Consider the following 21,738-nt stretch of genomic DNA (forward strand, 5'->3'; position numbering starts at 1 on the left):
CACCATCGAACGGGGGAGTCGAGGATGAACAGCGAGCTCGCGGAACTCGCGGCCACCGAACCGGATGCCGCGGCACTGGTGGGCGTGGCGGAAGCGGCAGTGCTGGCGGAGAGCCACCCGTGGTACGTCGACGGTCTGCGCTGGCTCGACGAATTCATCATGCGGCCCGACCGGCGATTGGGGCGGCGCGGGGCGGTCTGCCCCTTCGTGGCGCCCGCGCTGGCTCAGGACATCGTCTGCTTCACGACCCTCCGGTCGCCGGGGCGGACCGCGAGCGACGCCTACGAACGCTGCCTGGTCCTGGCCGACCTGTTCCTGGAGCGGTTCGCCGGAAAGCCGGAGTTCCGCTCGGCGGCGCTGCTGGCCTTCTTCCCGGACGTCGAGCCCGAGGCCGCGGCGGACTTCATCGACGGCGGCCACCGGCTGCTGCGGATGCCGTTCGTCCGGCTGGGCCTGATGATCGGCGAGTTCCACCCGCGCAGCACCGTCGCCAGCGTGCACAACCCCGAGTTCACGGTCGGCCGGTCACCCGTCCCCATCTTCGCCGTGCGCGCGCTTTCCGGGCACGACCTCATGTTCCTCGACCGTGACGACTACCCACCCGCCGTGCGCTACGAGTTCGTCCGGCAGTTCGACCGGTACCTGGGCGCCCAGCTCGGGCCGGCGGCGCGCGCCCGGCTGGACCGGCGGCTCGAAGACCTGCGTGAAGCCGCGCTGGAGGGCGGAAACCGATGAAGCTCCAGGACTTCACGACACTGTCGGCGGCGGTTTCCGCGTCGATGGAGCGGTTCGCCGGCCGGGTCGCGGTCGAGCCCCACGACGGCGCGCCGATCACCTACGCGGAACTCCGGGACCTCGTGGACGGCGCGGCGTCGACGGTGCTGGGCGCCCTGCCCGAGGCAACCGCCGCGCAGCACCTCGTCGCCCTGGTCCTGGACCGGTCCGCGGACTACGTCGTCGCCCTGCTCGGCGCACTGCGGTCCGGCGGCGCCTACCTGCCGCTCGACCCCGCCCAGCCCGCCGGGTACCTCGGCCGGGTACTGCACGACGCGCGGCCTGCGGTCGTCGTCACCGACGCCGCCCACCGTGCACTGGTCGCGAGCGTCTTCGACGGACCCGTGGTGTGCCTGGACGACGACGTGACAGCGGCGGGCACGCCGTTCCCGGCGGAGGGCCACGACCCGGCCTACGCCATCTACACGTCCGGCTCGACGGGCACGCCGAACGCCGTGCTCGTCGGCAATTCCGCGATCCTGGCCTCCACCGGGGCCCGGCTGGAGGTCTACGGACCGGCGGAGCGCCTTCCCCTGATGCACTCGGTGGCGTTCGACGTCACGGTCGGGACCGTCTTCTGGGCGCTGCTCGGCGGCGGCACCCTCGTACTGCCCGGTCGCGGGTTGAGCGATGTCGGTGCCACGGTAGCGATGCTGACCGACCGGCGCGTCTCGCACCTGCTGTACCCCTCCTCCCTCTACGGCGTCCTGCTGGAGTACCTCGCCGAGGCCCCGCCGGCCACGCTGCGCAGCGTCAGCGTCGGCGGCGAACGCTGGAGCGACGCGCTCGTCGAGCGGCACGCCGCGGTCCTGCCCGGAGCCGCCCTGCACAACGAATACGGACCCTCGGAGGCGACGGTCTGGTGCAGCCAGGCCAAGGTGTACGACCCCGCCACGGGCAAGACCGGCCCGCTCACCATCGGCAAGCCCATCACCGGGACGAACTTCGTGCTCGACGCGCCGGACGGCGGCCCGGTGCCCGCCGGGACCCCGGCCGAGCTGCTGGTCACCGGAGCCAACCTGGCCCTCGGCTACCTGGGCCGGTCGGAGCTGACCGCACGGCGCTTCGTCACGCTGGCTTCGGGGGAGCGGGCCTACCGCACCGGCGACCTCGTGCGGCGCACCACCGACGGCGACCACGTGTTCCACGGCCGGGTGGATCGCCAGGTCAAGGTCAACGGCCACCGGGTCGAACCCGGGCAGGTCGAGGACGCGTTGCTCGACGTGCCGGGCGTCACGAGCGCGCACGTGACGACCCGCCACCAGGGCGGCACCCCGGTGCTGGTGGCCTACGCGGCCGCTCGGAGCGCCCCCGCGCCGACAGCGGAGTCGCTGCGCGCCGAACTGGCGCGACGGCTTCCCGCGTTCCTGGTGCCGTCGACCGTCGTCGTGCTGGCCGAGCTGCCCTTCACCGGCAACGGGAAGGTCGACGAGGCGCGGCTGCCCGAACCCGTCCGGCCCTCGGCGGTCGCCGACGAGCCGCTGCCGCCGCTGGAGGCCTCGGTGCGCGACGCCGTCTCGGCCGTCCTGGGCCGCACCGGCCTCGCCCCGGACGCGCTCCTCACCACGCTCGGGGCGAATTCGCTGTCCTTCGTCCGCCTCTCGTTGGCGTTGAAGCAGAGCCACGGCGTCGACGTGCCGATCAGCGACCTGTTCGGCAACCCGACGATCACCGGGATCGCCGGGCTCGTGCGGGCCGGCATCGCCACCGACCGTCCGCTCCCGCGTGTGGCGGAGCACGGCGACGTCACGCCGCTGAGCCCCCAGCAACAGCAGATCTGGTTCCTCCGCGAACTTTCGCCCGACGCTCGCGCCTACAACGCGCAGTTCTCCCTCCACCTCGAGGGCTCGGTCGACCTCCCCGCGCTCGAGCGGGCGCTCGCCGGGATCGTGGCGGACAACGAAATCCTGCGCACCGTGTTCACCGAGGTCGACGGTGAACCGGTGCAGCGCGTCGTGACGCCGTGGCAGCCGCGGGTCGAGGTCACCGACCTGCGGGAGGCAGGCGATCCGGAGGCGCGGGCCGCGGCGGCGATGCACGCGGCCATGCGGGTCCCGTTCGACGTCGAAGCGGTGCCACTCGTGCGCTGGCACCTCTACCGGCTCTCCGCGAGCCGATCGATCCTGCTGCAGGTCGAGCACCACTTCGTCCACGACGGCTGGACCGGGGCCCTGTTCCTCGGCGAGATCCGTGACCGCTACGCGGCCGCGCTGGCCGGAGATCGCCACGACGCGGCGTCCGGACTGCGGTACCGGGACTTCTGCCACTGGTACCGGCAGTGGACGGGCACCCGTGACTACGGGACGCAGCTGCGGTACTGGCGTGCGCAGCTGACGGGCTGCCGCGAAGGCGTCACCTTCCCGGCGGACCACGCGCGCGGCGCCGTCCAGGCCTTCGACGGCGACTGTCTCCGCGCCGACGTTCCGGCGGCGCTCGTCGACCGGATCGACGAGCTGTGCGCCGCCGCCGGCGTGAGCCGCTTCGCGGTGTTCCTGACTTCCTTCGCCCTGCTCGCGGCCCGTCATTCCGGCGAGACCGACATGGTCGTCGGTTCGGCGTTCGCCAACCGGCGGCTGCCCGGCACCGAATCGGTGTTCGGCATGTTCGTCAACGCCCTGCCGCTCCGGCTCCGCGTGGCCGAGGACGTGGCCGTCCGCGAGCTGGCCGGTTCGGTGATGCGGGTCCTCCTCGGCGCCCAGGACCACCAGGAGCTACCCCTCGTCGACGTCGTCAAGCACGTCGACCTGGCTCGTGATCCGCGCCGCAACCCGTTGTTCCAGCTGATGTTCGCCTTCCACGACAGCCCGATGCCGCGCTTCGACCTGCCGTCGCTGCGGGGCGAGTTCCGCATCGAGCACAACGGCTCGGCGAAGAACGACGTCAACGTCGTGTGCGTCCCGCGCGCGGCCGCCGCGGGCTCGGGGCGCCGGCACGACGGCGTGTCCGTGCTGTGGGAGTACGACAAGACGCTGTTCCGGGCGGAGACGGCGCACCGGCTCCTCGGCGGGTTCCTGCACACCCTGACGGCGCTCGTGGACGGCTGGGACGGGCCGGTCGCGGACGTCGACGTGCTCCCTCCCGCCGAGCTGACCGAGGTGCTGGCGCTCGGCACCGGCCCCGTCGTCGAGCCCGGCCACCGGACCCTGCCCGAAGGTGTGCTGGACCAGGTCGAGCGCAACCCCGGCGCGCCCGCCGTGGTGCAGGGCGACCGCACGGTGACCTACGCCGGGCTGCGCGAGCTCGCGGACCGCATCGGTCACGCGGTGGCCACGCTGGTTCCCGACCTCCGGGGATCCGTCGTCGCGGTCACCGCGGCGAAGTCCCCCGAGCAGACCGCGGCCTGGCTGGCCGTCACGCGGGCCGGCGGCACCTACCTGTGCCTCGACCACACGGCCCCGGCGGCGCGGCTCCAGCTGATCACCCGGGACGCGAAGCCCGTGCTCGTGCTCGCGTCCGCCGAGAGCGCGGTGTTCGACGACCTCGGCGTGCCGGTGGTGCGGATCGACGACCTGCCCGCCGCCGCCGCGCCCGCCCGGGTGCCGGCCGCGGCCGCCGAGCCGTCGTCACCCGCGTACCTCACCTACACCTCGGGGTCGACCGGCGAGCCGAAGGCCGTCGTGACCACCCACGCCAACGCGGTGACGGCTCTCACGGCACGGACCGCGCACTTCGGAGCCACCGCCCCGACGACGCTGGTGACGCTGCCGGCGGTGTTCGACGTCGCCGGCTCGATGACCTTCTGGACGCTCTGGCTCGGCGGCACCGTCGTCCTGCCCGAGGGCGACGACGCTCGTGACCCCGAAGCCGTCCGCGCACTGACCGACCGGCACCGGGTCACGCACGTCAACTTCGTGGCTTCGTTCTACGCCCAGCTCCTTCGCAGCACCCCGCCCGGTGGGTGGCGGCCCGGTCTGCGGGTGGTCGCCATCGGCGGCGAGCCCTGCACCACGGAACTGGTCGGTCTGCACACGCGGCACCTTCCCGGGGCGTCGCTGCACAACGAGTACGGCCCCACCGAAGCCACCGTGTGGTGCTCGGCGAAGACGGTCTACCGCCCCGGGCAGCCGGCGAGCACGGACATCAGCATCGGTACGCCGCTGGCCAACTACGCCATGGTCGTGCTCGACGGACGGGACCGCCCGGCCCCGGTCGGCGCACGGGGGCAGCTCCACATCGCCGGTCCGGGCGTCGCCGCCGGGTACCTCGGCCGCGACGCGCTGACCCGAGAGCGGTTCGCCGTCCCGGCGCGCGGGCCACTCGCCGGGTGGCGGCTGTACCGGACCGGGGACGAGGCACGGCTGCGTGCCGACGGGGAGTTCGATCTGGTCGGACGGCTGGACGACCAGGTGAAGGTCCGCGGCTACCGCATCGAACTCGACGAGGTGCGGCAGAACTGCGTCGCCCACGCCGACGTGGGCGACGCCTACGTCAGCGTCGACCGCACCGGCGGGACCGACCGCCTGGTCGCCCACGTCCTGCCGGAAAAGGACCGCGAAGTCACGCCGGCCGCGCTGCGGCGGTGGCTCGCGCAGCGGCTGCCCGGCTACATGGTGCCGAGTGCGATCGCGGTGCTGGCCGCCCTGCCGCTGACCGCCACCGGCAAAGTCGACCGCGCCGCGCTCCCGCCCGTCCGGGACGAGACGGACGCCGTCGATTCCGAGGCCGCCCGTCCGACCGGTCCGGTGGAAAGCGCGCTGGCGGACGTGTGGTGCGCGGTTCTCGGCCGCCGCAACGTCGGAGCCGAAGACGACTTCTTCGACCTCGGTGGTGATTCCCTGCTCGCCATCCGCATGGTGGCACGCGCCCAGGTGGCCGGCGTTCGCGTCACCGTCGCCGACCTCATGCGCGAACGCACCGTCCGCGCGCTCGCTGCCCTGGGGCCCGCCGACGTGGCGGTGGCCGTGCGACGGCCGGGCGGAACGGTCCTGCCGCCGACCGGGATCCAGTCCTGGTTCTTCGCACAGGACTTCGCCGACCCGGACCACTTCAACCAGGCGCGGATCGTCCGGGTGGCGCCGGAGGTCACCGACACCGCCCTCACCACGGGGCTCGTCCGCCTGACGCACCACCACGACGCCTTCCGCACCACATTCACCCGGAGTGGCGACGGCCCGCGGGTGGTGCTCGCGGACGCACCCGCACCCGTCGAGCTGAACTGGCACGACGTCGGCAACGCGGACGACCCCGCGCTCGCGGCCCACGCCGATCGCGTGCACGCGAGCCTGTCCATCGCCGACGGGCGGCTGTGGGCGTTCTCCGGGATCCGTGCCGCGAGCGGCGAGCGCTACCTGCTCCTGGTGCTGCACCACCTGATCGTGGACGCCGTTTCCTGGAACGTCCTGCTGGACGACCTCGGCCGCGCCGTCCACGGCGAACTGCCCGGAACCGCACACGGACTGCCCGCCGCACCGCCACCGGAACCGGACGCCGCCGAGCTCGCGCACTGGCGTGCACTCCTCACCCGCGCGGCGGCGGACGCCGGCGACCGGTGGCCCTCGGCCACCTTCGCGGATGCGACGGTCGTGACCCGCGTGCTGTCCGCCGCCGCGACCCGGTTCCTCGTCGACGATGCGGAGGGCTTCGACCTGGGTGGCCCCACCGCCCTGCTCCTCGCCGCCCTCGGCCGGGCGCTCGGGCGGACGTCGGACCTGTACGTCTTCCTCGAAGGCCACGGACGCAACGACGTCCCCCACGCCCACGAGATCGTCGGCTGGCTCACCGCGCTGTACCCGGTCCGGTTGCCCGCCCCGGCGGGGGACGGCCTCGCCGAAACGGCCCGGGCCTACCGGCGGCAGCTCGACGGCGTTCCCGGTGGTGGAGCGGGGTTCACCCGAGCTCGCTACCAGCACGGCTTGACCGGGCACCCCGCGGACGGGCTTCCGCAGATCACGGTGAACTACCTGGGCGAGCAACGCACCGGTGCCGAGGCCGGCCCGCTGGCCCCGGTGGCCCTGCCCACCGGCACGCCGATCGCCGGTGCGAACGTGCTGCCGACGCCGGTCGACGTGTCCGCTGCCGTCCGCGACGGCCGGCTGACGGTCCGGCTGGCCGCCGCGGATTCCGCGCTGACCCCGGCACGGGCGGCCGGCGTGCTCGACGACGTCATGGCGGCGCTGGAAGAACTCGCCGGGGTCGTGCCGCTGTCCACGGACGGCTCGGGCCCGGCTCGGTTCTTCGTCCACCCGGTGGGTGGCTCGGTGCACTGGTTCCGGCCACTCGCCGAACGGTTGCGGAGGACGGCGGCCCACGGGCTCACCCAGTTCCGGGGAGCCGGCCCGGCCGGTATCGGGGAACTCGCCGAGAACTACCTCGACCGGTTGGCGGCCCGGGGTGCGCGGTCGCCGCTGCGGCTGGCTGGCTGGTCGTTCGGCGCCGCGGTGGCGGCCGAGATGGCGGTGCGCGCGACGGCACGCGACGTCGTGGTCGGCGCGCTCACGCTGGTGGATCCGCCCCCGCTCGCGCCCGGCGAGCGCGCCGACCCGGCGGTGCCCGCCCACCTGCTCTCGGCCGTTCTGCCCGGGTGGAGCGCCGAACGCGTGCGCGCCGAACTGGACCGGCTCCCGGCGGGCGGACCCCGCGCCCAAGCGCAGGATCTGTCAGCGGCGTACCTGTCCGGCGCGGACGACCCGGTGCTGCTCGACCGCGTGACGACCTTGCTGCAGAACCAGGCGGCGCTCGAGGCCTGGATCCCTCGCGGCGGCCTCGGCCACGTGACCATCGTGCTCTCGGAGACGACGAGCGCGCGCTGGCGTGATCTCGCCGGGTGGCGCGGGCTGGCCGCGTCCGTGGACGTGCACACGGTGCCCGGAGACCACGTCTCGATGCTGCGCGACGCCGGTGCCGAGCGCATCGCGGCGCTACTCGACCAGGAGGAGCTCACGTGAGCCACCGGCCGGAAATCGTCCACGTCCACGACGCCGAACACGCCGCCCAGGTGGTTCCGGGTGAGCTCGACGGCATCCCGCTTCGTGCGGTGCCGCTGCACGAGCTGGTGCCGGTCGCCGGATCGCGGCCACGCCTGCTGCTCGGCGACGAAGACCTGCTGACCACGCCGAAGGCCTTCTGGATCGACAGGTATTCGCCCGACCCCGCGTCGGCCCGCTTCCTCCAGGCGATCCACGAGACGGTCCGGTTGCACGGCAGCCTGCTCGTCAACGCGCAGCTCGACCGCGCCGACCAGCTCGAGGCCGACCGGCTGGCGATCGCCTGCCGCGCGGCGGCGCTCGGGATCCCGGTCGCGCCCACGACCGCGGTGCCGTTCGGGCGGTACGCGCTGCACGCGCTGGAGCCCGCCACCCGCACGGGCGGCAGCTCGTGGGTGGTCCGCGGGCGAACGGACCCCACCGGCGCCGCGGCGCGGGCCGACGATCGCGGGCAGCTCACGACGTTGCTCGCCATGGCCGCCCGGACCGGCACCGGCCACGTCGTGCAGGAAGACGTCGAGCACAGCGACGTCCGCCGGGTGCATTTCCTCGCCGGCGAGCCGGTCGACACCGGCGACCTCCCGGCGGACCTGCGCGGCCACTGCGCGCGGCTGGCCGGGAGCCTGCGTCCCGGCTACCTGTGCACCCGGTGGCTGGTCACGCCCGGCGGTGCCGTCCTCGACGGCTGGAGCACGAGCCTTTCCACTCTCGACGCACCCCACCTGCGCAGCCGGTTCGGCACGTGGATCCGCGCCGCGCTGGCCCAGGCGGCCGCGTGAGCTCCGCGCGCGGGAACGTCCCGCTCTACCTGGTGCTGGCCATGGTCTGCGCCGACATGCTCGCCGCGGGTTCCGCGCTCCCCGTGCTGCCCGAGGTGATCCGGACCCTGACCGGGGGCGACAGCGGTGCGGCCGCCATCCACCTCGCCTTGATGATCGCCGTGATGAACGCGCTGCAGTTCGTGGCCGCGCCGGCACTCGGGGCGCTGAGCGATCGCCTCGGCCGCAGGCCGATGGTGCTGCTGGTTCTCGGCTGCAGCATGCTGAACAACGCACTGATCGCGTTCGTCCCGAGCCTGGGAGTCCTGTACCTGACCCAGGTCATCACCGGCCTCGCGGTCGCCAAGGTCGCCGTGATCAGCGCGTACATCGCGGACATCTCCGGCCCCGAACAGCGGATCCGCAACTTCGGGCTGCTCGGGCTCTGCATGAACGGCGGGTTCGTGCTCGGGTCGGCGACCGGTGGGCTGCTCGGCGCCGTCAGCCTGCACCTGCCCTACCTGGTCGCGGCCGCGCTGCAGGCGGTCAACCTGATCTTCGCGCTGACCTCGCTGCCGGAGTCGCACCCGCCGGAAAAGCGCCGGCCGGTCCGGTTGCCGCAGCTCTACCCGTGGCGCGCGCTGGCCGTGCTGCGCTCGACCCCCGCCATGAGCCGGGTGTCCGCGCTCGTCCTCTGCTACTGCTTCGCCACCTTGACCTTCCAGAGCATGTGGGTGTTCTACTCCGGCAAGCGGTTCGGCTGGGGCCCGCTGCAGAACGGCATCCTGCTCGCCGTTCTCAGCGCCTGCATGGGATTGGCGCAGAGCAAGCTGGTCCCGGTCATGGTCGCGCGGCTGGGGGAGCGGCGGGCGATGCTGGCCGGCCTGGCCAGCGCGGCGGTGGCCCTCGGCGGTCTGGCGTTCGTCGGGAGCCCGTGGATCGTCGTGCCGTTCGTCCTCTGCTACACGGTCGGCTGCGTCATCACTCCTGCCTCCCGCGCGGCGGCCGCACGAGAGGTGGCCGCGGAGGAACAAGGCCGGGTCCAGGGTGCGCTCGCCGGCCTCAACAGCCTGGACGCGCTCGTGGCGCCCCTGATCGGCAGTGCGCTGTTCGACTACTTCACGGGGCCGGAGGCGGTCGTCGCCTTCCCCGGGGCGCCGTTCTTGCTGTGTGGCCTGATCCTGCTGTTCGCGATGCGCATCGTCCGGCGGAAGCGGTGGCCCGCCGGAACGCGCGACGAGGTGGGCGTTCGATGACCTACTCCGGCTGCGGGATCTCGGGCGTCCGGCGGTTCGCCGACGCACGGGACCAGCGCGGGGACGCGGCGGCGGTGCGCCGGATGACCCGGGCGCTGGCCCACCGCGGCCCGAACGGGGAAGGCTTCGCGCAGAGCGAGGGCGTGACGCTCGGCCATCGGCGGCTCAGCGTGGTCGGGCTCGGCGAGCAAGGCGCGCAACCGATGAGCCGCGACGGGCTCACCATCGTCTACAACGGTGAGCTCTACAACCACCGCGCTCTGCGCGCGGAGCTGAGCCGCTCGGTCTCGTTCAGCTCGGGCACCGACACCGAAGTCGTCCTGCAGGCGTGGCGCCGGTGGGGGCTCGCCGCCGTGGACCGGTTCGACGGGATGTTCGCGTTCGCGGTGTGGGACGAGCGGGAACGCGCGGTGTGGCTGGTCCGCGACCGCCTCGGCGTCAAGCCGCTGTACTACCACCACGACGACCGGCGTCTCGTGTTCGCTTCCGAGGTCGAAGCCCTGCTCGAGTCGGGTCTGGTGACCGCCGAACCCGACCTGGAGGTGTTCCGGCGCCAGCTGCTCTGTTCGTCCACTTTGGACTGGGAGGTCGACCGCACGCTCGTGGCCGGGGTCCGCTCGGTCGCCCCGGGCGCCGCCGCGCGGTTCGACGGCGACGGGACGGTGTCGTGGCACACCTACTGGCGGCTCCCCGACACCCGGCCCGATGTCACCGACGAACGAGGCTCCGAGGTCGAGGAGTTCGGTCACCTGCTGCGCAGCAGCCTCGGCGGCATGCTGCAGGCGGACGTTCCGGTGAGCGCGTTCCTCAGCGGAGGTCTCGACTCCTCCGCGATCGCGGCGCTCGCCGCCGGATCCGGACCGGTGACCTGCGTGACCGTGGCGTTCGGCGACGCCGACGGGGCACCGCCGTCCCCGGCGGGCAACGAAGACCTGCGCTACAGCGAGGAGCTCGTCCGCTCCCTGGGCGCGGGGCGGGTCCGGCACCACGTGGACGTCCACGGCGGCCGGCTGACGCTCGATCAGGTGGACGAAGCGTGCGACCTGGCTGTCCTGGGCGACGACCCGCGGCACCCGACGATCGCGGCGAACTACCGGTCGGTGCGCGACCTCGGGCTCCGCGTGGTCCTCAACGGGCAGGGCGCCGACGAGATCATGGCCGGGTACGTCGGCTTGCCCGGCTTCACCCGCAACGTCCACGACGTCGATGAGCCGGCGAACCCGAAGTTCCTCGCGATGCCCGCTTCGAGGAGGGCACCCGGGCTCTCGCCGGCGGTCCTGGGGCACGCCGAAGTGGTCGAGAAGGGCTTCCGGGACTTCTGCGCGGGCCTGCCGGGCCCTCCGCTGGAGCGGGCACACCGGTTGCTGGTCGCCACGCAGCTGCACCGCGTGCTCCGGTTCGAGGACTTCCTGAGCATGCGCAGCGGCGTCGAAGCGCGGGTGCCGTTCCTGGATCACCACCTGGTCGAATGGTGCTTCGCCCGGCCTCTCGAACGGCACGTCGACCGGGCTCGCCGCCGGGGCAAGGACGTCATGCGGCGAGCGCTCGCGGGTGTGCTGCCCCCGACCCTGCTGGAACGCCCCAAGCAGGTGTTCCCGTTCCCGGGCAAGGCGGCACTGCAGGCGGCACTGGCGGCGCTCGTCCTCGAACACCACCCGGTGCTGGCCGCGGACGACCTGGTCCGGGAACTGCTATCGGTGCCTCCGGCGGACGAGGTCGAGCACACACCCATCCCGCACCTGTGGCTGCTGCTGAGCACGTGGCGCTGGCACGAGAAGGTGCGGCGGATCCGGGCGCGCACCGGGCCGGTCCGCGGGCAGTTCACGTGAGGACGGCAGAGAAACAGGGGGAGCACATGTCGGAGGAGCACCTGCGCCCGGAAGCCTTGATCGAGCTGCTGCGGGAAGCTCGCGCAGGACGGCGGTCGCACCCGGCGCTGGAAGTCGCCCACCACGTCCAGACCGTGGGCGTGGACTTCCTCGCGGCGGAGCTGAAGGCCGAACTCGATCTGGCGAGGCGGGCGCCGCACGTGAGCGCGCTGGCCCGGGAACAGCTGGATTGCCTGCTGGACAAGGAAGACGGCCGGTACTCCTACGACACCTACTTGGCGCTGCCCCTGCTGCGCGCGATGACACCGGAGGGCACGGCGCGCCGGACGTCGGCGGCGGCGCTGATCATCGACGTGGTTCAGTTCGAGCTCGCGGCGTTCCACGGCGACCACGGCCGCTTGCCGCTGTGCCGGCCGGCTGCGGGAACCGTGCGCAAACGCGTGAACCACGCACTGCGGCACCTCGGCCGCCACGGGTTCGCGGCGCTGCCCGCCGGCCTGGACGTCTTCGACCGCGAAGCGGTGCGGCGCTGCGCCGACGTGGTGAGGGCAGCCGTCGATCCTGAATTCCTCGAGCTGCTGCCGGCCACGGTCCAGCCGGTTTCCCCCGTCCACGACGAGTACATGTTCATCCGGGTGCTGCAGAGCTACGAGAGCGTCTTCGACGAACTCGTCGACCGGGCCGCGGAGACCATCACCGCGTTGCGAGCGGCCGATCTGGCGGCCGCCGTCACTCGGCTCTCCCACGCCGCGGAGGCGCTGGAGCGGGCGAGCCTGCTCTTCAGCCTGCTCGCCACGATGACCAGCGACACCTTCCACGCCTTCCGGGACCGCACCGAAGGCTCGAGCGCGATCCAGTCGGCCCAGTACAAGCGCTTCGAAGCCTTGTGCGACACGCCCTCCGCCGAGCGGCTGCGGTCGGACGCGTTCCGCAGCGTGCCGGCGGTGCGCGCCGAGGTGCTCGCCGGCCAGGACACCATCGCGGCCGCGTACCGGGCGCTTTGCCCGTCGCGGAAAGAAGAACCGGCCCACCGCGCGTTCGGCGCGGCACTGGCCCGGCTCGAAGCCGCGCACCAGCGCTGGAAGTCCACCCACCACAAGATCGCCGTCCGCATGATCGGTGACCGTCCCGGCTCCGGTTACACAGCGGGAACGCCCTACCTGAAGGACCGGATGGACGGCCGGCTCTTCTCGACGACTGACCGACGGCAGACGGCCTGACACCACGCTCAACCTCGGGCGGCAAGCAACGAGGGCAATCCAGGCATGGAAGTTGTTCCGGTGCGCGTCATCGGCGGCAACTGCTGCCCGGGTGCGGCGGCGGACTGCTCGGCCGGCGGCTGCGACTGTGACCCGGCCAGGCCGGTTGTCCGCGCTGTCACCCCGCGGCGCAAGATCATTCGAGTTCTTGACCGACTGGTACCAGCGTCGTCTGCGACGGCGAGTGGGAGCACGAGGATCTCGGCTCCGGCCGGGCAAGTTCGTGTCCTGAGAGGACCGTTGGTCCGGGTCGCTCGACCGCCCACCCGCCGCCGCGCCGGCTCGATCGTCAGTCGAGGCCTTCGATGATGCGGAAGTCGCGCTCGACGCCGTCGGCGAGTGCGGCCAGCGCCTCCTGGTAGGCCGCGCTCGCCCGTGCCGCGACCGCCTGCTCGAAGCTGTCGAACTCGATCAGGATGGTGCGCTCCGCGACTCCGGCCTCGTGGGCGACGACCCGGCCGTCGCGGGCGAGCACCCGGCCGCCCGCGGCCTTGACCGCCGGACCGGCCAGCTTGTTGTAGGCAGCCAGTTTCTCGCGGTCCGAAATGGACCGGTAAACGCTGACCCAGTAGCCCTTGGGCATGGAACCTCCAGTGTTGTGTCCGACTTACGGGGTGGTCTCGGGCGAGCCTCGCCGGGCGAGGGCGAGGCTCGTCAGCGTAGTGATCGCCATGGCGCCGATGCCGACCAGCGCCGCGGTCGTGTAGGCGCTGTCGTCGGGGAAGACGTGGCCGGGGCCGGTGCCCGCGGCGAGGATCAGGCCGCCGATGGCGCTGCCCAGCGAGTACCCGACGCTGCGGACGACGTAGTTGAAGCTCATCGCGCTCGACGTCTCGCTCTGGGGGGTGACGGCCAGGATGACGCCGGGCATGGCGGCCGAGAAGCTGCCGACGCCGAAGCCCAGCACGCCCATGGCCGTGAGCAGTTCGGCCAGACCGGACCGCGCGGTGGCGAACAGGACGAACCCGCCGCCGACGATGGCGGCGCTGCCGGCCAGGAGCAGGGGGCCGTCGATCCGCGCCCGGACCCGCGGCGTGAGCTTGCCGGCGACGAACCCCAGCACGGAGAACGGGATGAGGACCAGCCCCGCCACGAAGGTGTCCAGCCCGAAGCCGTAGCCGGCGCTGCGCGGCGTCTGCGCGTAGCGGGTGATGAGCGTGAGCAGCAGGTACATGCCGCTCCCGCCGGCGAACATGGCGATGTTCGCCCCGGCGACCGCCGGGTGCCGGACCGCCCGGACGTCGACCAAGGGCGTCCGGGTGCGCAGTTCCAGAACGGCCCAGACGCAGAGCAGGAGTACTGCGGCGACGGCTAGGGTCACCGCCACAGCGAGGTGCCTGCTCCACAGACTCCGCTCGCCGGCCAGGAACAGGACGAGGAGCAGGCCACCTGCCAGGACGAGCGCACTGGGCACGTTCACGTGCGCGGAGCGGCCTTCGGGAGCCGCGGGCACGGAGCGCCACGCGGTCACGAACGCGATGGCGGTGACGAGCAGGCCGAGGCCGTACGCGGCCCGCAGCCCGCCGAACTCGGCGAGCAGCGCCGCCAGCGGGTAGCCGACGCCGGCCCCGATGATGGAAACCACGGAGATCAGGGCGATCGTGGCCGCGCTGCGCTCCTCGGGGAGGTGGTCGCGGGCCACGCCCATCATCAGCGCGGTGAGACCGAGTCCGGCGCCTTGGGCCGCTCTGCCCGCGAGCAGCCAGGCGAACGGCAGCGGCAGCACGGTGAGCGCGCTGCCGACGACGACGATCGCCAGCGTGGCGAGGATCGTGGCCCGCCGGTGCGGGCCGGCTCCGAGCCGGCCGAGGACGGGTGTGGCGACGGCGCCGCTGAGCAGGGCGATGGTCAGCGTCCACTGCGCGCTGTCGAGGGAGACGGCGAAGGTGGTCGCCACGCTGGTGATGAGCGGCGTCCCGAGGCTGGCGACCGCCGCCACGACCAGGGCGACGAACAGCAGCGCGGGGACCAGCAGCCGGGCCTCGGAACGCATCGGGGCAGCGCTCGTGGGCCGGTCGTGCGGGCGGGCCGGGGTCACCGGTCCGGCTCCGCCCGGGCGTGGTTTTCGAGCTCCGCCAGGTGAAGCAGCGCCGGAAGGGCCGCGGTCAAGGCTTCGACCTCGTCGGCGGTGAGTTCGTCGATCAACCGCGCGTACGCGTCGACGCCCGCCTGGTGCCGCGTCCGGACGTACGACGTGCCGGCCTCGGTCAGGCTCACCAGCGTGACCCGCTTGTCGGACGGATCACCCTTCCGCTCGACCAGGCCGGATTCCTCCATCACCCGGACCAGGACGGTCATCGCCGGCTGGGTGACGCCCTCGGCCGCCGCCAGCTCGGTGATCCGTCGCGGGCCGGTCTTGGCCAGGGTGGCCAGGGTGGCGGCGGACGTCAGGCTCAGGTCGCGGGGGAGGCGTCTCACGGCCCTGGTGGCCAGACCGTAGAGGGCTGACCCGATGGCATCGGAAGCGCGGCGCGCGGCGTCTCGGCGACTCACGCCTGAAGCATAGCAGCTTTATATAAGTCCTTTATGCATCTCTCGTCTCCCCGTCTCTCAGGCGGCCGCGGTCGTCGCGGTGAAGGTCGCCGCCGGGCCGGTGCCCGTCGCCGTCACCGCGGCCACCGTGAACGTGTACGCCGTGGCCGGCTTCAGGTCGTCGACCACCCGGGTCATGCCCTTGACCGTCGGCTGGGTCACCAGTGCGTCCCGGCCGGTGACCGGGATGGTGCGGCCGTCGGACACGGTGATCAGGTAGCTCAGCACCGGCGTGTCGCCCGCGGCCGACGGCGGGTTCCATCGGATCGAGGCCGCGGTGGCGCTCGGCAGGGCCTTGCCGCCCGTCGGGACGCCTGGCAGCGCCCCGCCCTTCGCGCCCGGGGTCACCGGAGCCGCGGGCAGCGACGGCTCGCTCGTGCCGTAGGCGTTGCGCGCCGCGACCGTCACCGTGTAGGCCGTCCCGTCCGTCAGGCCCGGGACTTCCGCGTACGCGCGCTCCGAGAAGTCGGCTGCGGAGATCGTCGCCGACTTCGTCTCGCCGCCACCGGTCGCGGTCACGACGTAGTCGGTGACCGGCGCGTTGTTGAACGCGAACGTCGGGTTCCACGTCGCGTACAGCTTGCCCGGGACCGCGAAAGTGCCGACCCGCGACGGCGCTTCGGCCGGTGCGGAGCCACCGGCCCGGCGCGTCAGGAGGCCGCGGTAGGCCGGTTCGAGGCCCGCGTTCGCGACGACCGCCGCCGGGGCCGCGGCCGGGTCCGCCAGGAGCTGGTTGCCGCGCAGGACCACGCCCTTGTCGTCCTTGTCGCGGTCGCCCTGTTCCCAGTAGTTGCCCTCGATCAGCGTCGGGTCGTTGTTGCGGAGGTCGTCCCGGTAGTCGACGTGCGTCGAGCCGACGTTCGCGTACGCCGTCCGGTAGAGGACGTTGCCGCGGATCGTCTCGTAGGTGTTCCCGTTGTCGGTGTAGACGCCCTTGCCGAGCCCCCACTGGTCGTGGATGACGTTGCCGGTGACCTGCTCGCCGTCGGCCAGGGAACTGCCGGTGATGCCCTGGGTGTAGATGCCGCCGCCGTCGTCGAGCATCAGCATGTAGTCGAAGATCAGGTTGTCGGAGACGGTGTTGCCGTGCGACAGGTTCGGCGTCGCCGGGCGCTGGATCTTGTCGGGCCAGCCGCCCCAGCCGAGCGAGACCGCCGAGTAGCCGACGTGGTCGATCTGGTTGTGGGAGATGGTGTTCCGCACGGTGTAGCCGTCGACGATCGGCACGCCGCCGTGGAATTCGCGCGGCAGCCCGTAGAGGTGGTTGTCGGTGACCCGGACGTCCCGGACCACGTCGGCGTCGGTGTCGGTCACCGGCTTGTCGACGCCGCCGACCTGCACACCGTTGCCGGAGATGTCGGTGAAGACGTCGCCGCGGACCTCGGACTCCTTCGTGCCGTCGATCAGGTCGAGCCCGGCGCCGCCGAGGTGGGCGAAGACGCTGTCACTGAACTCGACGTGACGGCCTCGGGACACGGAGACGTTCGCGGGTTCGCGGGTCCACGACGCGTACGGGCAGGCGCCGCCGGGCACGAACTGGCAGAGGCCTTCGGTGGCCCAGCCGTTCGCGCCGGTGATCGTGTAGCCGGCCTGGATCTCGGAGAACCCTTCCGGTGACGACGGCGTCAGCCACGTCGCGTACGAGAACCGCAGCCCGCGGAAGGCGACGTCGTGGATCCCCCGCGCGTCGACGAGCTTCTCCAGCACCGGCACCTCGACGTCGGCGCGGCGCAGGTCCTGCCCCGGCTTCGGCAGGTAGTAGACGACGTGCGCGGACCGGTCGAGGTACCACTCGCCGGGGGTGTCCAGCAGCTCGAAGGCGTTCTCGGCGTAGGTCGGGTGGCGGCCGTTGGTGAGGTCCGCCGGGCCGACCATGTTGACGCTGCGGCCGGGGATGTCGGGGAACAGCACGCGTTTCGTCGAGTTCTCCCAGCACGGCTGGGCCATGGTGATCGTCGTGCCGTCGGCCGCGGCGAGCGGGCAGCGCGGCTCGGTCCACTGGCCCAGCCCGTCGCGCTGGACGTTCCAGAGCGCCTCGCCGGCGGTGTAGACGAACTCGATGTCCTTCGGGTTGCGCCAGTGCGCGAGAGTGTCGGCGCTCGCGGTGTACCCGGTGGCGGTGGCCTGGACGGTCACCGGCAGCGGGCCGCGGGCGCGCTGCTCGCGGACACCGTCGACGTAGAGCTGCCGCGTGTTGTCCAGCCCGGCGGGCGCGGGCGCGGCGAACAGCCCCGGCCGGCCCGGCACCGGCCGCCAGCCGCCGACGCGCACGCCGCCGTTCAGCTCGGTGTCGCCGCTGCCCTGCCAGATGACGCGGTGCCCGTTGCCGCCGGAGTCCCGGACGTCCAGCCGCAGCGGCTGGTCCAGCCGGAACACACCGGGCGCGAGGTGCACCGTGAGGTCCCGGGTGAGGTGCGGCGCCCGCTGCCGCACGAGGTCCCGGGCCTCGCCGAGGGTGCGCACGGGCCGGTGCGCGGTGCCCGGAGCGTGGTCGGAGCCGCCGGGCGAGACGTAGACATCGCGGCTCGCGGCGGCCGCGTCCGCGCCGGCCACCGAGCCGGCCGTGGCGAGCAGCGCGCCCGCCCCCAGGAGAACGGTCGCCGCGGCGCCCCACTTGATCAGCATGGGGGAAACATAGGATCTCTCGCGGTGGATGTCGACTGTTTCCCGCTCAACGGGGCAGGTGGATCAGCCATTCATCAGATGGGTGGGGTTGAGTGGTCGAATCAGGGCCTGGCCGCCTGCTCCTCGACGTAACGTTCTGCGATGAGGCACGACTGTCTCCGTGACGCGCCGAGCGGCGGTGCGCTCGGGAGGTGTCGTGTCCGGCCAGCTCTACAACCGTACGGTTGAGCCGAAAATCCTGCGGCAACTGCTGATCCGGCCCGAGGACGGCGACCCGCGCTACGCCCCGGCCGTGCTCTTCGAAGGTGACGCGCGCACCGGGAAGACCCAGCTGCTGCGCACTTTCGCGCGAGGGTGGGCCGGCAAGATCCCGTACTCGTTCCTCGACGTCGCCGCCGTCGAAGACCGGCTGGGTGAAGACGCGCTCCCCGAACTGCTCGCCGCGATCGCCGCGCAGCTGTCCCGGCGGTGCGCGCTCTACGGCTCGTTGCGCTTCGACCGCCTGGTCATCGGCCTGAAGGCCGCCCAGCTCGACCTGGACGACGATCCCGCGGGCGCCCGCAGGCAGGTCGAGACCATGCTGACCGAGCGGCTCGGCCTCTCCACCCTCAAGAAGGTGCTCACCGGCGTCGCCCAGCAGGCCCTGAAACAGGTTCCGAGCCCGGTGGAGGCGCCGGGAGGGCTGGTGCAGGTCGCGGTCGACGCCGTCGTCGACGGTGCTGCCGGGCGGCTGCTGACCCGCAACGCTCTCGGACGCGCCCGAAGCTGGTACGCCCACCGGGATCGCCACGAGGTCGGCGACGCGGTCGGCCAGCTGATCGACCTGAACACCGCCCTGCGCACCCCCGAGCTGGCCGATGCCGCGAGCCAGGCCGGTGAACTGCTGTGCGACGCTCTGCTGGCCGACCTCCGCGACAACTTCCGGACCGCGCGGCACGCCGACGAGTGGGCGGCCGGCTGCCTGGTGCTGCTCGACAACGTCGACTGCGCGCTGGGCACCCGGTTCCTCGGCACGGTGGCGGAGTTGCGAACGCTGGACGCCGCCGCCGGGGTGAGCCTGCCGGCGCCGTGGGTGCTCGCCGGGACCAGCCGTGGCGCGCTCCTGGGCGCCCTTCCGCCGGCGCAGCGCGCCGCGGTGCTCGATCTCGGCGCACTCACCGACCTGAACACCCCGGAGGGAACCGATCCGCCGTGGGCGCGGCGCCGGCTGCCGTTCCTCACGGCTGACGACGTCCGCAAGCTCGTCTCGATCGTCCCCGAAGCGCGGCGGCACCCCAACCTCGGCAGCTGCGTGCACCTCGTCACCGGCGGGCACCCCGGTGCGGCCGTGTTCCTCCTCGACGCCGTCGCCGCGACCGCCCCGGGGGATCCCGAGCACCTGCTCGACGCCGCCCACGGCGCGTCCACGGTGCGCGACGCCTTGACCCACCACCTCACGGCCGGCCTCGACGAGACGGTCGTCGAGGCGCTGATCACCTGCTCGGCCGCCCGTGACCGCCACGACGGCCAGCGGCTCGCCACCCGGCTCCCGGGCACTGCCGGCGCTGACCTGCCCCTCGCGATGTGGGACGACACGGGCACCCACCCGACGACCGTGGTGCGGGCACTGTTGCTGCGCAACCTCGCCGACCGCACCGAAGATCACCTCTGGAGCTGGCGCCGGACCCACGAGTTCCTCGGTGGGGCCGGTCCGGCCGACTCCGCCGCACCGGCGCGACTGCTGCACCACACGTTGGCCCTCGGCGAAACCACGGCGGTGCTGGACGAGCTCGCGCGGCGCCTCGGCACGATGCCGCTGCCCGAGTGGCTGACGCTGCTGCTGACCGTCACCTCCGCGCCGGCCCGCGGTGCGCGGACCGTGGCCACCGGTCCCTGGCCGGGATTCCTGCCCTCGCTGGTGAACAGGCTGTGGACCGCGGCCGATCCGTTGTCGTGCGCGAACCGCCGGACCCTGCACACGCGCATCGCCGGCGGCTTGGCGGAACTCGCGAACCACCTCGACGACACCTGCGACGAACTGACCGACCTGATCGCCGACCACCAGGCGCAGGCTCGGCGGTGGCGACCGGCCCTCACCCGATCCGCGGCCGCGCCGGGCAACCGATTCGAAGGAGTTTCGTGAGCGACGCCGTCTACGACTACCCCGTCCGGCCGGCGACGCGGACCCGCGCGCGCCGCCGCGTGCTGGTGCTGGCCGCCGCTGTCCTGCTCCTGCTCGGCGGCGGGGCCACGTGGATCGTCACCTACGTCAAGGACCGGTCGTCGCAGTGCGACGGGACCCCGGGGCGCACGGGCGAGGGCTACGACCTGACCCGGCAGGACGGCGACGGCCAGTGCACCGGCTGGCTCACCAGCTTGGACTACGCGTTCGGCTCGACCGATCCCGCCGCGGCCGGCGTGATACACAAGATCGTCGCCGAGAACCAGCGTGTCGCTCAGCAGAGCGTGCCCTACGTCCGGGTCGCCGTGATGATGCCGATGACGGCCCAGCCGGACAGCAAACTCAGCGCGGGCCCGATCGTGCACGCCCTCGAAGGCGCCTACACCGCCCAGACCTACACCAACAGCGAGACCACCCCCTACGGCGAAGCCAAACCGCAGATCCAGCTGGTGCTGGCCAACATCGGCCGCGACCAGAACCAGTGGCCCGAGGTCGTCGAAGGGCTCGGCTCCCTGACCACGGGGGAGCACCCCCTGGTCGCGGTCACCGGGATGGGTGTCAGTGTGCCGCAAACCCGCGATGCGGCGAAGCGGCTGAACTCCGCATGGCACCTGCCCAGCATCGGCAGCGTCCTCACCGCGGACGACATGACCACCCGCGAGATCGGTAGCGAAGACAAACCCGGTCTGTTCAAGGTTTCGCCGTCCAACCACGCCTACGTCACGGCGCTGCAGAAGGCCCTCGGCCCGGTCGGCAAGGGGTACCTGGTGCGGGACCGCAATCCGGACGACTACGTCGAAACCCTCGGCGACGACTTCGTCGACGTGTTCGCCCCGCTGAAGCTCAACGACCACCTGTCGTGGTTCAACGGCAGCACGGGTTCCAGCACGGGGTCCACCGGGCTCTTCGAGGACGCCGTCAACGCGATCGGCATCGGCGACCCCGACGTCGTGTTCTACGCCGGCCGCGACGCGGATCTCCCGGGGCTGGTCCGCAGTCTCAAGTTCCGCCAGGGCGACGGTGCGTCCCGGCAACTGGTCCTGGCCGTGGGCGTCACGGGTCTGGTCGTCGTGCCGACCGACCAGCCGGGCGCGGACGGGGCGCCGCTGACCACCCGCGACCTGCTCGATGCCCGGGTCACGGTGCTCGCCGCGTCGTCGACCGACCCCGACGGCTGGGCGCAGGGCGTGGCGACCCCGGAGCAGTACCCGGCCTTCCGCGCCCGGTTCACCACGGGCAGCGCGGCGTTCCCGAGCGCGGACCTGGCCGACGGCTACGCGATCATGCAGTTCGACGCGGTCGCCGCCGCGATCACCGCGATCCACTCCGTGTACGTCCGAAACTCCGCGCACGTCCAGAAACCGGCACTGCCGACCGCGGCCGACGTCCGCGACAAGCTCACCAGCTACCGCGACACCCCGATCCGAGGCGCGACCGGCACGTTCTACTGGACGGAGCAGCAGCCGCCCAACGACCTCTGGCCGATCGGCCACCCGGTGCCGGTGCTGAGGTTCCCCGCATCGGGATCGCGGGGAACCGTTTACACGACGGAGTGCCAACGACTCGACGACCCGCTGAACCGGGCCGCCTACAAGGTGAAACCCTGCGCGACCAACTAGGG

At 72.7% G+C, this 21,738-nt stretch carries 12 protein-coding genes; 8 read left to right on the plus strand and 4 right to left on the minus strand.

Going from position 1 to position 21,738, the window contains the following annotated elements:
• Positions 1-24: 24 nt before the first annotated feature.
• The 6 genes from AB0B33_RS44445 to AB0B33_RS44470 are packed head-to-tail and all read left to right on the plus strand — an operon-like array spanning position 25 to position 12,760.
• Entirely contained in the window at positions 25-735 is a 711-nt protein-coding gene (locus AB0B33_RS44445; protein WP_360783591.1) for a DUF6875 domain-containing protein, read from the plus strand.
• Positions 732-7,658, plus strand: a complete 6,927-nt coding sequence (locus tag AB0B33_RS44450) for an amino acid adenylation domain-containing protein (RefSeq protein ID WP_360783594.1) — start codon at positions 732-734, stop codon at positions 7,656-7,658. The genes AB0B33_RS44445 and AB0B33_RS44450 overlap by 4 nt, the downstream gene beginning before the upstream one ends.
• Positions 7,655-8,476: a hypothetical protein gene (locus AB0B33_RS44455; RefSeq protein ID WP_360783597.1), complete on the plus strand. Its 822-nt coding sequence runs from the start codon at positions 7,655-7,657 to the stop codon at positions 8,474-8,476. The genes AB0B33_RS44450 and AB0B33_RS44455 overlap by 4 nt, the downstream gene beginning before the upstream one ends.
• Positions 8,473-9,711: an MFS transporter gene (locus tag AB0B33_RS44460; protein WP_360783600.1), complete on the plus strand. Its 1,239-nt coding sequence runs from the start codon at positions 8,473-8,475 to the stop codon at positions 9,709-9,711. Before AB0B33_RS44455 ends, AB0B33_RS44460 begins: the two co-directional genes overlap by 4 nt.
• Positions 9,708-11,540 (plus strand): asparagine synthase (glutamine-hydrolyzing), encoded by a 1,833-nt coding sequence (gene asnB / locus AB0B33_RS44465; protein WP_360783603.1) that lies wholly within the window; start codon positions 9,708-9,710, stop codon positions 11,538-11,540. The genes AB0B33_RS44460 and asnB overlap by 4 nt, the downstream gene beginning before the upstream one ends.
• Before the next feature lie 26 nt (positions 11,541-11,566).
• Complete coding sequence (locus AB0B33_RS44470) at positions 11,567-12,760, plus strand: tryptophan 2,3-dioxygenase family protein (RefSeq protein WP_360783605.1); 1,194 nt, start codon at positions 11,567-11,569, stop codon at positions 12,758-12,760.
• Positions 12,761-13,088: 328 nt separating this feature from the next.
• On the opposite strand, the gene AB0B33_RS44475 is transcribed toward AB0B33_RS44470, so the two are convergent.
• The 4 genes from AB0B33_RS44475 to AB0B33_RS44490 all read right to left on the minus strand — a co-directional run bounded on the left by AB0B33_RS44475 (position 13,089) and on the right by AB0B33_RS44490 (position 17,956).
• Complete coding sequence (locus AB0B33_RS44475; RefSeq protein ID WP_360783608.1) at positions 13,089-13,382, minus strand: DUF1330 domain-containing protein; 294 nt, start codon at positions 13,380-13,382, stop codon at positions 13,089-13,091.
• Positions 13,383-13,406: 24 nt separating this feature from the next.
• Positions 13,407-14,792, minus strand: coding sequence for an MFS transporter (locus tag AB0B33_RS44480; protein WP_360783611.1), 1,386 nt, complete (start codon positions 14,790-14,792; stop codon positions 13,407-13,409).
• Positions 14,793-14,833: 41 nt separating this feature from the next.
• Complete coding sequence (locus AB0B33_RS44485; protein WP_360783614.1) at positions 14,834-15,217, minus strand: MarR family transcriptional regulator; 384 nt, start codon at positions 15,215-15,217, stop codon at positions 14,834-14,836.
• Between the two features lie 132 nt (positions 15,218-15,349).
• The gene (locus AB0B33_RS44490) at positions 15,350-17,956 is read right to left on the minus strand and encodes a fibronectin type III domain-containing protein (RefSeq protein WP_360783617.1); all 2,607 of its coding nucleotides are present in this window, start codon (positions 17,954-17,956) and stop codon (positions 15,350-15,352) included.
• A gap of 196 nt (positions 17,957-18,152) precedes the next feature.
• Between AB0B33_RS44490 and AB0B33_RS44495 the strand changes: the two genes are divergently transcribed.
• Positions 18,153-20,078 (plus strand): hypothetical protein, encoded by a 1,926-nt coding sequence (locus AB0B33_RS44495; RefSeq protein WP_360783620.1) that lies wholly within the window; start codon positions 18,153-18,155, stop codon positions 20,076-20,078.
• Complete coding sequence (locus tag AB0B33_RS44500; RefSeq protein WP_360783622.1) at positions 20,075-21,736, plus strand: hypothetical protein; 1,662 nt, start codon at positions 20,075-20,077, stop codon at positions 21,734-21,736. The genes AB0B33_RS44495 and AB0B33_RS44500 overlap by 4 nt, the downstream gene beginning before the upstream one ends.
• Positions 21,737-21,738 lie beyond the last annotated feature (2 nt).

Source organism: Amycolatopsis sp. NPDC049159, from assembly GCF_040648295.1.
Taxonomy (GTDB): domain Bacteria; phylum Actinomycetota; class Actinomycetes; order Mycobacteriales; family Pseudonocardiaceae; genus Amycolatopsis; species Amycolatopsis pretoriensis_A.

Coding starts and splice junctions, on each gene's coding strand:
- AB0B33_RS44470 (WP_360783605.1), top strand. CDS start 11,567: ATGTCGGAGGAGCACCTGCGCCCGGAAGCCTTGATCGAGCTGCTGCGG.
- AB0B33_RS44475 (WP_360783608.1), bottom strand. CDS start 13,382: ATGCCCAAGGGCTACTGGGTCAGCGTTTACCGGTCCATTTCGGACCGC.
- AB0B33_RS44490 (WP_360783617.1), bottom strand. CDS start 17,956: ATGCTGATCAAGTGGGGCGCCGCGGCGACCGTTCTCCTGGGGGCGGGC.
- AB0B33_RS44450 (WP_360783594.1), top strand. CDS start 732: ATGAAGCTCCAGGACTTCACGACACTGTCGGCGGCGGTTTCCGCGTCG.
- asnB (WP_360783603.1), top strand. CDS start 9,708: ATGACCTACTCCGGCTGCGGGATCTCGGGCGTCCGGCGGTTCGCCGAC.
- AB0B33_RS44480 (WP_360783611.1), bottom strand. CDS start 14,792: ATGCGTTCCGAGGCCCGGCTGCTGGTCCCCGCGCTGCTGTTCGTCGCC.
- AB0B33_RS44445 (WP_360783591.1), top strand. CDS start 25: ATGAACAGCGAGCTCGCGGAACTCGCGGCCACCGAACCGGATGCCGCG.